Raw genomic sequence first — 11729 nt, 5'->3', positions numbered from 1 at the left:
GCCATGCCTGCCACACCTCTGCGGCTGATCCTGCTGCTGACTCTGCTGGTCATACAAAGCGCCCAGGCCGAGGTGTTTCGGGTGTTTGGCGCGCACGATGGCTTCCCTAAGTACTTTGAGGAAGATGGCGAGGCCAAAGGCATTGTTGTGGACATCAGCAAACACTGCCTGGACCAGATGCAGGTGCCCTATAAGATTCAGCTATTGCCGTGGAAACGCGCCTACACCATGGCCGAGCGCAGCGAAGGCGGCGTGATCGGGTTGTCGATCAGTGATGAGCGCCTGATTCTGTTTGATTTTTCCGAGCCGATCTTCACCGAACATATCGTGCTGGTGGTGCAGAAAGGCCGTGAGTTTGCCTACCAGGACGTCACGGACCTAAAGGACAAACTGATCGGCGTCACCATCGGCACCAGCTATGGCACTGTGTATGACGAAGCCGTGACCAACGGCAGCCTGACCATCGTTGGCTTCAACGACACCCGCAGCGGCCTGGGCATGCTACAGCGTGGTCGCATCGATGCGATCCTACTCGGCTCCAGCATCGATATCCGTAGGCTTGCCCAAAGCTGGCCGGGCTTGCAGTCAGATGCCTTCACCACTTTGCCGGTGCCGTTCAAGAGTGATAGCAAGCACATGGGCATCGCCAAAACGCTGAAGATGGGTTGGTTCCTAGAGCAGTTCAATCAGTGCCTGGAGAACGGCCATGACACGGGCATTTTTGCCCCGATCATCTACCAGTACAGCAACTGATTTACTGTTTCTGCGCTTGCCAAGCTTCCCGTTAGAGCCTAATGCTTAGGCCATATCTGTGTTGGCCATTGTTTCAGGAGCACTGATCGTTTGAGTTCACCGAGCATTGTTATCGAACCGCTGCTGCAGCGCGGCAAGTTGTATTGGCAAGTGCGCATGGGCCGGCGCAGCCTGATTTTTCAACAGGAACAAGCCGCCCGCGCCTTCGCCGCGCAATTGCATATGCGCCACCTCTGGCTGCAACAAGGCGCGAGTCCAGATGACTAGTTTGCTCCACCAGAAACACCACACTCGCCACAACGCACAAGGCCCGCTGATGCGGGCCTTGTGCATTTCCAGCGACGCGTTTCAGCGGCTGGCGTTCATCACTTCTTTCGACACGTACTTGCCGATCTCGAATTTGCCGATGGCCGCGCGGTGCACTTCGTCCGGGCCGTCAGCCAGGCGCAGGGTGCGCTGCATGGCGTACCAGTAGGCCAGCGGGAAGTCGTTGGAAACCCCGGCGCCGCCGTGGATCTGGATCGCGCGGTCGATCACCTTCAACGCCACGTTCGGTGCCACCACTTTGATCTGGGCGATCTCACTGGCCGCAATCTTATTGCCCACGGTATCCATCATATAAGCCGCGTTCAGCGTCAGCAGGCGGGCCATATTGATCTCCATGCGCGAGTCGGCGATGTGATCGATATTGCCGCCCAGGCGGGCCAGCGGCTTGCCGAAGGCAGTACGGTTGATCGAACGCTCGCACATCAGTTTCAGCGCGCGCTCGGCCATGCCGATGGAACGCATGCAGTGGTGGATACGGCCTGGGCCAAGGCGACCCTGGGCAATCTCGAAGCCACGGCCCTCGCCTAGCAACACGTTTTCGTAAGGCACACGCACGTTCTCAAACAGCACTTCGGCGTGGCCATGCGGCGCGTCGTCGTAGCCGAATACTGGCAGCGGACGCAGCACTTTCACGCCCGGGGCATCCATCGGCACGAGGATCATCGAGTGTTGCGCATGGCGCGGACCATCTGGGTTGGTCAGGCCCATAAAGATCATGATTTTGCAGCGTGGATCACAGGCGCCCGACGTCCACCACTTACGGCCGTTGATCACCCACTCATCGCCCTGGCGCACGGCGCTGGCTTGCATATTGGTGGCATCGGAGGACGCCACGCCTGGCTCGGTCATGGCGAAGGCGGAACGGATGGTGCCGTCCAGCAGTGGCTTGAGCCATTGCTCTTTCTGCGCTTCGTTGGCGTAGCGCACCAGCACTTCCATATTGCCGGTGTCCGGCGCGGCGCAGTTGAACGGCTCGGCGCCGATCAACGAGCTGCCCATGATTTCCGCCAGCGGCGCATATTCGGTGTTTGTCAGGCCGGCACCCAATTCGGAGTCCGGCAGAAAAAGATTCCACAGGCCTTCGGCTTTAGCCTTGGCTTTCAACTCTTCCATGATCGCGGTGGGCTGCCAGCGGTCGCCTTCATTGACCTGCTGCTCGAACACGGCTTCGGCTGGATAGACATGGGTCTCCATAAACGCGGTGACGCGTTCACGCAGCTGCTGAACCTTGGGGGAGTAGGCGAAATCCATGGTGGCTACCTTCTGACGCTGATTTTTGGGAAGTTCGGTGAGGTGGAAATGATGCTAGAACAGCGATTAAGATTTATCTAATCTATTCTCGCCGTGTATTAACATTCATCACCGATATATGTTCCACTGATAGCGATCATCACTCGGAGTGAGCGTGCAATGAATCTGAACAAGGTCGACCTCAACCTCTTTGTCGTCTTCGACGCCATTTACACCGAGGCCAATCTGACCCGCGCCGGGCAGATCGTCGGCATTACCCAGCCCGCGGTGTCCAACGCCCTGGCACGCTTGCGCGAAACCTTCAATGACCCGCTGTTCGTGCGCACCGCCCAGGGCATGGTGCCCACGCCCATGGCACAGAACATCATCGGTCCGGTGCGCAATGCGCTGCAGCAGCTGCGCATCTCCGTGCAGGAAAGCCGTATCTTCAACCCGGCTCAGGCCAACAAGACTTTCCGCATCAGCATGACCGACCTTACCGAGGCCATCGTCCTGCCGCCGCTGTTCCAGCGCCTGCGCCGTATGGCACCCAATGTGAATATCGAGAGCATGCTGGCGCGGCGCCGCGAAACCACCAAGGAACTGGCCGCCGGCCGCCTCGACTTCGCCGTGGACGCTCCGCTTAACACCGACCCGCAGGTGCGCCACGTTAAGTTGATGGAAGACCGTTACGTTTGCGCCATGCGCCGTGGCCATCCGCTGGCCAAAGAGAAAATCACCCTCGACGAATACATGGGCATGACCCATATCCATATATCCAGCCGCCGCAGCGGTCTTGGTCACGTCGACCTGGCCCTAGGCCGCATGGGCATACAGCGCAAAATTGCCCTGCGCTCGCAGCACTACCTGATGGCCACCACTGTGCTGCAAGGCACCGACATGGCGATGACCGTGCCGGAACGCTTTGCCAGGCGTAACGACCTGCACTTTGTCGAGCTGCCAATCAAGGACATGACGCCGCTGGAGACCCACATCTACTGGCACGAAAGCACCGACCAAGACCCGGCCAACCGCTGGATGCGCGAGCAGATTATCGAGATTTCCCAGCAGGCCACGGCCCAAGAGAGAAAAGCCTAGAGGCATAAGCGGTTTAGACCGTCTGGCCTTATCGCAGCGACTGCAACTCATTGTCAGATATCTCTATGTGGACTAATATTTATATAAATTCCATATAGGGATAAATATTATGTCCATCGCCGTGCAGCAAAATGACTTAGCCCTTGATCTCGATTCGACCAAGGCCGGCCAGGTTGCGCTGAAGTTTTTCTTCAACCTGATGGATAAGTGGGACTGTACGGTGGAACAGCAGATGGTCCTGCTGGGCTCAATCGGCCGTAGCACCCTGTACAAGTACCGCCAACTTCCCGAGGTACGCCTGCCCCGCGACACGATGGAACGCGTTTCCTATTTGATGGGTATTCACAAATCCCTGCGGATACTGTTCGGCGACAAACCCTCGACCTATGAATGGATCAAGAAAGCCAATAGCGAAGCGCCGTTCAATGGCAACAGCGCGCTGCAGGTAATGCTCGCGGGGGGTGTGGTCGATCTGGCCGATGTGCGCCGCTATCTCGACGGTGTGAGAGGTTGAGTGTGCCGCCAGCCTTGACCCTTCCAGATTGGCGACGGGCCTATCGCCTGGTCTCTAGCTCGTTTCCGCCGATTTCCATATTCGAAGATGTGCTCGATCCCGCCGATCTGGAGCAGGCCTACCTGATCGAAGGCCTGACCAATGATCGCCTGCGCGAACAAGCCGGCCTGTTGTCTCACGTGGCGACCGAGGATCGTATCAGTGGCCCAGGTTCATCGCCGCTGATGGCGGCCTTCACCCATGTCGGCGCAGCCAGCCGTTTCAGCGCAGGTCAGTACGGCGTGTACTACTGCGCCGACAGCTTGCAGGCAGCGGTGGCGGAAACCCGTTTTCACCGCGAACGCTTCCTGCGCGCCACTGCCGAGCCCAATCTGGAGCTGACCCTACGCAGTTATGTCTGCCGTATCGTCAAGCCGTTGCACGATATTCGCGTGGATCACGACCAGCTGCATAACCCCGATTTAACGACTTACCCCGCTACTCAGCAGTTCGCTGCCGAACTGCGCAAACAGCAATCCTGGGGGTTGTTGTATCGCAGCGTGCGCCATCCCGGCGGCGAATGCGCCGCGTTGTTTCGTCCGCCAGCGGCGAGCATCCCGCAGCAGGGCGTGCATTTTCGTTATGTGTGGGATGGCAAGCTGCAACAAATCGTCAATGTGTTCGAGATCAAGGAAATCGCCTAGCAGGCGTCAACACTGTGCTTCAATGGCCTGGACGGCCCTGCCTATGAAACCGCTGGTGATTAGCTCAGGCGCTGCACGAGGATCACAACATGAATTCAATCCGGATTATCTCCATCGCTCTGATCGTGGCGGGTCTGCTGGGGCTGCTGTATGGCGGTTTCAGCTACACCAAGGACACCACCGCAGTGAAGCTCGGCCCGATCGAACTCTCGGTGCAGGAGAAGGAAAGAGTCAACGTGCCAGTTTGGGCGGGCATCGGCGCCATACTCGCGGGCGGTTTGCTGTTCGGCTTTGCCGGCAGAAAGCCGTAGTAAGTCTTTCATTTATCCATAGCGCTTAGCTCGGCGCCGATCAGGGACGATTGTTTGCCACTTAAACTGCTATTTATCTGCGCCAAAAATCGCCTACGTAGCCCAACCGCCGAACAGCTGTTCGCCGGCTGGCCAGGCGTGGCAACCGCATCGGCCGGCGTCAATCATGACGCCGACACGCCAGTCTGCCCCGAGCTGCTGGCCTGGGCCGATCTGGTTCTGGTGATGCAGCGAGTGCATCGCAGCAAACTCACCCGCAAGTTCAAAGCCCACCTAACCAACAAACGCGTGGTTTGTCTGGATATCCCGGACGACTACGAGCTTATGGACCCCGCCCTGATAGCACTGCTGAACACCAAGATGCAGCGCTTTTTGCCGCCACGCTAAATCCCCCGATCTATCTCACCGCTTAGCCAGCGAGGCGCGCCTCTGTCCGCTCGCGCCTTCAAAGTGGCATAAATTCCTCATGGAATCTTTAACTATCCGCCCTAAGCCTTTGTTTTATGAGTTATCCGTCGAACCTATAAAACACATCAACTAGGCACCCAATAAAGGAGATTGACTAAATACCGGCGCAGCCTTACGTTAACGTAAAGGTAAACAAGAGCGCTGCCGTATGTCCGCCACCACCTACTCCATTTCCGAACTGGCCCGCGAGCTGGATATCACCACCCGCGCCATTCGCTTCTATGAAGAACAACAGATGCTCTGCCCCGAACGCCGCGGCCAGGAACGCATCTACACCGCCAAAGACAAGGTCACCCTCAAGCTGATCCTGCGCGGCAAGCGCATCGGTTTCTCCCTGGCCGAGTGCAAGGAACTGATCGAGCTGTACGACCCGGTGCATGGCAATCACAAACAGCTGCACACCTTTATGGCCAAGATCGCCGAGCGCCGCGCCCAGCTGCAGCAGCAGCTACTGGATATCGAACAGATGCAACTTGAGCTGGATACCGCCGAAGAGCGCTGCCTGGCAGCCCTGGCTGAAACTGATACAAAACAATCTGTTATCTCCTGAACTTAATTCGAACAATTACAGGTGGAACCATGAGCTACCCATCCCTCAACTTCGGTCTCGGCGAGACCATCGATATGCTGCGCGACTCGGTGTATCAGTTCTCACAGGCCGAGCTGGCACCGCGTGCCGCGCAGATCGACCGCGACAACGAGTTCCCCATGGACATGTGGCGCAAGTTCGGCGACATGGGCCTGCTCGGCATGACCGTGGAAGAGGAATACGGCGGCACCAACATGGGTTACCTGGCCCATGTGGTGGCGATGGAAGAGATCAGCCGCGCCTCGGCCTCGGTCGGCCTGTCTTACGGCGCGCACTCCAACCTGTGCCTCAACCAGATCCGCAAGAACGGCACCCACGAGCAGAAGGCCAAGTACCTGCCCAAGCTGTGCTCCGGCGAACACATCGGCGCCCTGGCCATGAGCGAGCCGAACGCCGGCTCCGACGTGGTATCTATGAAGCTGCGCGCCGAGAAACGCGGCGACCGCTACGTGCTCAACGGCAACAAGATGTGGATCACCAACGGCCCCGACGCCCACACCTACGTGATCTATGCCAAGACCGATATCAGCGCCGGCTCACGCGGCATGACCGCGTTTATCGTCGAACGTGACTACAAGGGCTTTTCCCGCCACCAGAAGCTGGACAAGCTGGGCATGCGCGGCTCCAACACCTGCGAACTGGTGTTCGAGGACTGCGAAGTGCCAGAAGAGAACATCCTCGGCGTCGAAGGCGGTGGTGTACGCGTGCTGATGAGCGGCCTGGACTACGAGCGCACCGTGCTCTCCGGCGGCCCGACCGGAATCATGAGTGCCTGCATGGACGTGGTGCTGCCCTACGTGCACGAACGCCAGCAGTTCAAGCAGTCGATCGGTGAGTTCCAGTTGGTACAAGGCAAGCTGGCCGATATGTACGCCGGTATGAACGCCTCCAAGTCCTACCTCTACAACGTCGCCAAGGCCTGCGACCGTGGCGAGGAATCGCGCAAGGACGCCGCCGCAGTGATCCTTTACACCGCAGAAATGGCCACCAAGATGGCCCTGGACACCATCCAGCTGCTTGGCGGCAACGGCTACACCAACGAATACCCGGCCGGCCGTTTGCTGCGCGACGCCAAGCTCTACGAGATCGGCGCCGGCACCAGTGAGATCCGCCGCATGCTAATCGGCCGCGAACTGTTCAACGAGACGAAATAAGGCGTTTGCCTCACGTAGGGTGGAAAACCGCGAAGCGTTTTCCACCAAAGCTGGTGGATGAAAAAAAGCGTCATCCACCCTACGGTTTACGCTACCGGAGCCGAGTAAATGGCCATTCTGCACACCCAGATAAACACCCGTTCGCCGGAGTTCGACGCCAATAGCGCGGCGATGCTTACCCAGGTTAACGACCTGCGTGCCCTGCTCGCCCGCGTTCACGAAGGCGGCGGGGCCAAGGCTCAGGAACGTCACACCTCGCGCGGCAAATTGCTGCCACGTGAACGGATCAACCGCTTGCTGGATATCGGCTCGCCCTTCCTCGAAATTGGCCAGCTGGCCGCCCATGAGGTGTACGGCGAAGAGGTGCCTGCGGCAGGCGTAGTGGCCGGTATCGGTCGGGTCGAGGGTGTGGAATGCATGATCGTGGCCAACGACGCCACGGTAAAAGGCGGCAGCTACTACCCGCTGACTGTGAAAAAGCACCTGCGCGCGCAGACTATTGCTCAGCAGAACCGTCTGCCGTGCATCTACCTGGTGGACTCCGGCGGCGCCAACCTGCCGCGCCAGGATGAGGTGTTTCCGGACCGCGAGCACTTCGGTCGGATCTTCTTCAATCAGGCCAATATGTCGGCCATGGGCATCCCGCAGATCGCCGTGGTCATGGGCTCCTGCACCGCTGGTGGCGCTTATGTGCCGGCCATGGCCGATGAAGCCATCATGGTGCGCAACCAGGCCACGATATTCCTCGCCGGTCCGCCACTGGTGAAAGCCGCCACCGGTGAAGTGGTCAGTGCCGAAGACCTCGGCGGCGCCGATGTGCACTGCAAAACCAGCGGTGTGGCCGACCATTACGCCGACAACGACGAACATGCCCTGGCCCTGGCCCGCCGCTCAATCGCCAATTTGAACTGGCGCAAGCTCGGCGTGCTGAACAACCGTGCGCCGATCAATCCGCTATACAACAGCGAAGAGCTGTACGGGGTGATTCCGGCGGACGCCAAGCAGCCGTTCGATGTGCGTGAAGTAATCGCCCGCACTGTCGATGGCAGCGTATTCGATGAATTCAAGGCGCTGTTTGGCGCCACCCTGGTTTGCGGCTTTGCGCATATCCACGGCTATCCAGTGGCGATCCTCGCCAATAACGGGATTTTGTTCGCCGAATCCGCGCAGAAAGGCGCGCACTTTATCGAGCTGGCCTGCCAGCGCGGCATTCCGCTGCTGTTCCTGCAGAACATCACCGGCTTTATGGTCGGGCAGAAGTACGAAGCCGGCGGCATCGCCAAGCACGGCGCCAAGCTGGTCAACGCCGTGGCCTGCGCCAAGGTGCCGAAATTCACCGTGATCATCGGCGGCAGCTTCGGCGCCGGTAACTACGGCATGTGCGGCCGCGCCTACGATCCACGCTTTTTGTGGATGTGGCCAAACGCGCGCATCGGTGTAATGGGTGCTGAACAGGCCGCAGGCGTGCTGGTGCAGGTCAAACACGAACAGGCCGCTCGCGCCGGGCAGAGCTTCTCTGCCGAAGATGAAGCCAAGCTCAAGCAGCCGATCCTCGAACAGTACGAGCGCCAAGGCCACCCTTACTACTCCAGCGCCCGCCTGTGGGATGACGGTGTTATCGACCCGGCGCAAACCCGCGACATCTTGGGCCTGGCGCTATCCGCCAGCCTTAACGCGCCAATCGAGCCGACTCAGTTCGGCGTATTCCGTATGTAACCGTAGGGTGGATGACGCTTCACCCATCCACCGACTGGATGACTCAAGGTGGAAGAAAAAAACGCCTTCCACCCTACCCAAGGACAGAGTGATGACTGACTTCAACACCCTCCATCTTGAGAAAGACCCACGCGGCTTTGCCACCCTCTGGCTCAACCGTGCGGACAAGAACAACGCCTTTAACGCCGAGATGATCCGCGAGCTGATTCTCGCCCTCGACGCGGTAATGGCTGACAAAACCCTGCGTTTCCTGCTGCTGCGCGGTCGCGGCAAGCACTTCTCCGCCGGCGCCGACCTGGCCTGGATGCAGCACGCGGCGACCCTGGACTACACCGCTAACCTCGCCGACTCCCGCGAACTGGCCGAACTGATGCACAACCTGTATCAGCTGAAGATCCCGACCCTGGCCGTGGTGCAAGGCGCGGCCTTTGGCGGTGCGCTGGGTTTGATCAGCTGCTGCGATATGGCCATCGGCAGCGTTGACGCCCAGCTGTGCCTGTCCGAGGTACGTATCGGTCTGGCGCCGGCGGTGATCAGCCCCTTTGTCGTGCAGGCGATTGGCGAACGCGCTGCGCGCCGTTACGCCCTGACGGCCGAGCGCTTTAGCGGTGAGCGGGCGCAGGAGTTGGGGCTGTTTGCCGAATGCTATGCCGCCGACGCTCTAGAGCAGGCTGTGGCCGAGTGGGTCGACACCCTGCTGCTTAATAGCCCGCAGGCGATGCTTGCCAGCAAGGATCTGCTGCGCGAAGTCGGCAGCGGCGTGCTGACTCCGGCGCTGCGCCGTTATACCGAGAACGCCATTGCCCGTATCCGCGTCAGCCCCGAAGGTCAGGAAGGTCTGCGCGCCTTCCTGGATAAACGCAAACCCGCATGGCAGGAGCCACAAGCATGAGTCTCAAGCCTATCGACACCCTGCTGGTGGCCAACCGTGGCGAAATCGCCTGCCGGGTAATGCGCACGGCCAAAGCAATGGGTATCCAGACCGTAGCAGTACACAGCGCCATCGACGCCAACGCCCGCCACGTGCGCGAAGCCGATCTGGCGGTGAATCTTGGCGGTGCCAAGCCGGCAGACAGCTACCTGCGGATTGACGCACTGATTGCTGCGGCCAAGGCCAGCGGTGCCCAGGCGATCCATCCCGGCTATGGCTTTCTTTCGGAAAACGCCGGCTTTGCCCGCGCCATCGAAGCCGCCGGCCTGATCTTTCTCGGCCCGCCCGCATCGGCCATCGACGCCATGGGCAGCAAATCTGCCGCCAAGGCGCTAATGGACGCCGCCGGCGTGCCGCTGGTGCCGGGCTATCACGGCGAAGCGCAGGATGTGGAAACTTTCCGCGCCGCCTCGAACGCAATCGGCTACCCGGTGCTGCTCAAGGCTGCGGCCGGTGGCGGTGGCAAGGGCATGAAGGTGGTCGAGCGCGAAAGCGAACTGGCCGAGGCCCTGGCCAGCGCTCAGCGCGAGGCGCAGTCGTCGTTCGGCGACTCGCGCATGCTGGTGGAAAAATACGTACTCAAGCCGCGCCATGTGGAAATCCAGGTCTTTGCCGACTCGCATGGCAACTGCCTGTACCTGAATGAACGCGATTGCTCGATCCAGCGCCGTCACCAGAAGGTCGTCGAAGAAGCCCCTGCTCCGGGTCTGTCAGCCGATCTTCGTCGCGCCATGGGCGAGGCTGCGGTCAAGGCGGCACAAGCCATCGGCTATGTCGGCGCCGGTACCGTGGAATTTCTGCTGGATGAGCGCGGCGACTTCTTCTTTATGGAGATGAACACCCGCCTGCAAGTTGAACACCCGGTGACCGAGCTGATCACCGGCCTCGACCTCGTTGCCTGGCAAATCCGCGTAGCCCGTGGCGAAGCGCTGCCGATCAGCCAAGAGCAAGTGCCGCTGATTGGCCATGCCATCGAGGTGCGGCTGTATGCGGAAGATCCGGACAACGACTTCCTGCCTGCCACCGGCACCCTGGCGCTGTATCGCGAAGCGGCAGCTGGACCTGGCCGCCGGGTAGACAGCGGGGTCAGCGAAGGCGATGAAGTCTCGCCCTTCTATGACCCCATGCTCGGAAAACTGATCGCCTGGGGCGAAAACCGCGAGGAAGCACGCCTGCGCCTGCTGGCCATGCTTAAGGAAACCTGCGTGGGCGGGGTCAAAACCAACCTGGCCTTTCTCACCCGCGTGCTGGCCCACCCGGCTTTTGCCAATGCCGAGCTGGATACCGGCTTTATTCCGCGCCACGAGGCGCAGCTTCTGCCTCCGGTAACCGAGTTACCGCCCGAGTTCTGGCAACTGGCAGCCGAAGCCTTTGTGCAAAGCGAAGCGCCGCTGCAGCGCCACGACGACTATCACTCGCCCTGGTCGCGCAATAACGGCCTGCGTTTAGGGCTGCCGGCGGAAACCGACCTGCACCTGGCCTGCCAGAGCGAACGCCAGGTAATTCGTCTGCGTCATTCCTCGGCTTCCACCGTACAGCTGCAAGGCGAGGTCCTGCAGATTGAGTGCGACGGCCTGCGTCAACAGCATCTGGCGATTCGCCGCGGCGATACCCTGTATCTGCACTATGCCGGTGAGCTGCGCAGTATCCAGCGCGTCGACCCGATTGCCGAAGTCGAAGCCAGCCATCAGCATCACGGCGGCCTCACCGCTCCGATGAACGGCAGTATCGTACGGGTGCTGGTCGAGGCCGGCCAGCAGGTCGAAGCCGGTACTGCGCTGGTGGTGCTGGAGGCGATGAAGATGGAACACAGCATCCGCGCGCCGCATGCCGGCACCGTCAAGGCGCTGCATTGCAGCGAAGGAGAAATGGTTAGCGAAGGCGCAGTGCTGGTGGAGCTTGAAGAAGCCAGCGCGTAGGGTTGATAAACCCCGCAGCGTTTACCACCAAATGGT

At 60.1% G+C, this 11729-nt stretch carries 13 protein-coding genes; 12 read left to right on the top strand and 1 reads right to left on the bottom strand.

Going from position 1 to position 11729, the window contains the following annotated elements; all coding sequences use genetic code 11:
• Positions 1-3 precede the first annotated feature (3 nt).
• Both AACY25_RS08910 and AACY25_RS08905 read left to right on the top strand, forming a co-directional pair.
• Positions 4-753, top strand: coding sequence for a substrate-binding periplasmic protein (locus AACY25_RS08910; protein WP_339523959.1), 750 nt, complete (start codon positions 4-6; stop codon positions 751-753).
• A 90-nt stretch (positions 754-843) separates the two neighbouring features.
• On the top strand, positions 844-1020 hold the full coding sequence (locus tag AACY25_RS08905; protein ID WP_339523957.1) for a hypothetical protein: 177 nt from the start codon (positions 844-846) through the stop codon (positions 1018-1020).
• Positions 1021-1101: 81 nt separating this feature from the next.
• Here AACY25_RS08905 and AACY25_RS08900 read toward each other — a convergent pair whose 3' ends face one another.
• Positions 1102-2331, bottom strand: coding sequence for an acyl-CoA dehydrogenase (locus AACY25_RS08900; protein WP_339523956.1), 1230 nt, complete (start codon positions 2329-2331; stop codon positions 1102-1104).
• A 159-nt stretch (positions 2332-2490) separates the two neighbouring features.
• Here AACY25_RS08900 and AACY25_RS08895 point away from each other — a divergent pair, with 159 nt between their 5' ends.
• From AACY25_RS08895 to AACY25_RS08850, 10 genes are all read left to right on the top strand, one after another.
• Entirely contained in the window at positions 2491-3408 is a 918-nt protein-coding gene (locus AACY25_RS08895) for a LysR family transcriptional regulator (protein ID WP_339523955.1), read from the top strand.
• A gap of 109 nt (positions 3409-3517) precedes the next feature.
• Complete coding sequence (locus AACY25_RS08890; protein ID WP_339523954.1) at positions 3518-3922, top strand: MbcA/ParS/Xre antitoxin family protein; 405 nt, start codon at positions 3518-3520, stop codon at positions 3920-3922.
• A gap of 14 nt (positions 3923-3936) precedes the next feature.
• A complete protein-coding gene (locus tag AACY25_RS08885; RefSeq protein ID WP_339523953.1) occupies positions 3937-4605 on the top strand; it encodes an RES family NAD+ phosphorylase in 669 nt (222 codons plus the stop codon).
• 89 nt (positions 4606-4694) lie between these two features.
• Positions 4695-4916, top strand: coding sequence for a hypothetical protein (locus AACY25_RS08880; RefSeq protein ID WP_136664692.1), 222 nt, complete (start codon positions 4695-4697; stop codon positions 4914-4916).
• A gap of 54 nt (positions 4917-4970) precedes the next feature.
• Positions 4971-5303 (top strand): low molecular weight protein tyrosine phosphatase family protein, encoded by a 333-nt coding sequence (locus AACY25_RS08875; RefSeq protein WP_339523951.1) that lies wholly within the window; start codon positions 4971-4973, stop codon positions 5301-5303.
• A gap of 229 nt (positions 5304-5532) precedes the next feature.
• Positions 5533-5934, top strand: a complete 402-nt coding sequence (locus AACY25_RS08870) for a MerR family transcriptional regulator (protein ID WP_339523950.1) — start codon at positions 5533-5535, stop codon at positions 5932-5934.
• Positions 5935-5963: 29 nt separating this feature from the next.
• Complete coding sequence (locus AACY25_RS08865) at positions 5964-7127, top strand: isovaleryl-CoA dehydrogenase (RefSeq protein WP_339523949.1); 1164 nt, start codon at positions 5964-5966, stop codon at positions 7125-7127.
• 108 nt (positions 7128-7235) lie between these two features.
• Positions 7236-8843 carry a carboxyl transferase domain-containing protein gene (locus AACY25_RS08860; RefSeq protein WP_339523947.1) on the top strand — a complete coding sequence of 536 codons (1608 nt, stop codon included), beginning with the start codon at positions 7236-7238 and terminating at the stop codon, positions 8841-8843.
• Between the two features lie 91 nt (positions 8844-8934).
• Positions 8935-9735, top strand: coding sequence for a gamma-carboxygeranoyl-CoA hydratase (locus AACY25_RS08855; protein WP_339523946.1), 801 nt, complete (start codon positions 8935-8937; stop codon positions 9733-9735).
• A complete protein-coding gene (locus AACY25_RS08850; protein WP_339523945.1) occupies positions 9732-11693 on the top strand; it encodes an acetyl/propionyl/methylcrotonyl-CoA carboxylase subunit alpha in 1962 nt (653 codons plus the stop codon). Before AACY25_RS08855 ends, AACY25_RS08850 begins: the two co-directional genes overlap by 4 nt.
• Positions 11694-11729 lie beyond the last annotated feature (36 nt).

Origin of the sequence: Pseudomonas sp. EA_35y_Pfl2_R111 (genome assembly GCF_963970955.1) — a bacterium.
Lineage (GTDB): Bacteria > Pseudomonadota > Gammaproteobacteria > Pseudomonadales > Pseudomonadaceae > Aquipseudomonas.
This window is presented reverse-complemented; position numbering and strand designations above follow the sequence as displayed.

Coding starts and splice junctions, on each gene's coding strand:
- AACY25_RS08910 (WP_339523959.1), top strand. CDS start 4: ATGCCTGCCACACCTCTGCGGCTGATCCTGCTGCTGACTCTGCTGGTC.
- AACY25_RS08900 (WP_339523956.1), bottom strand. CDS start 2,331: ATGGATTTCGCCTACTCCCCCAAGGTTCAGCAGCTGCGTGAACGCGTC.
- AACY25_RS08895 (WP_339523955.1), top strand. CDS start 2,491: ATGAATCTGAACAAGGTCGACCTCAACCTCTTTGTCGTCTTCGACGCC.
- AACY25_RS08890 (WP_339523954.1), top strand. CDS start 3,518: ATGTCCATCGCCGTGCAGCAAAATGACTTAGCCCTTGATCTCGATTCG.
- AACY25_RS08880 (WP_136664692.1), top strand. CDS start 4,695: ATGAATTCAATCCGGATTATCTCCATCGCTCTGATCGTGGCGGGTCTG.
- AACY25_RS08870 (WP_339523950.1), top strand. CDS start 5,533: ATGTCCGCCACCACCTACTCCATTTCCGAACTGGCCCGCGAGCTGGAT.
- AACY25_RS08865 (WP_339523949.1), top strand. CDS start 5,964: ATGAGCTACCCATCCCTCAACTTCGGTCTCGGCGAGACCATCGATATG.
- AACY25_RS08860 (WP_339523947.1), top strand. CDS start 7,236: ATGGCCATTCTGCACACCCAGATAAACACCCGTTCGCCGGAGTTCGAC.
- AACY25_RS08855 (WP_339523946.1), top strand. CDS start 8,935: ATGACTGACTTCAACACCCTCCATCTTGAGAAAGACCCACGCGGCTTT.
- AACY25_RS08850 (WP_339523945.1), top strand. CDS start 9,732: ATGAGTCTCAAGCCTATCGACACCCTGCTGGTGGCCAACCGTGGCGAA.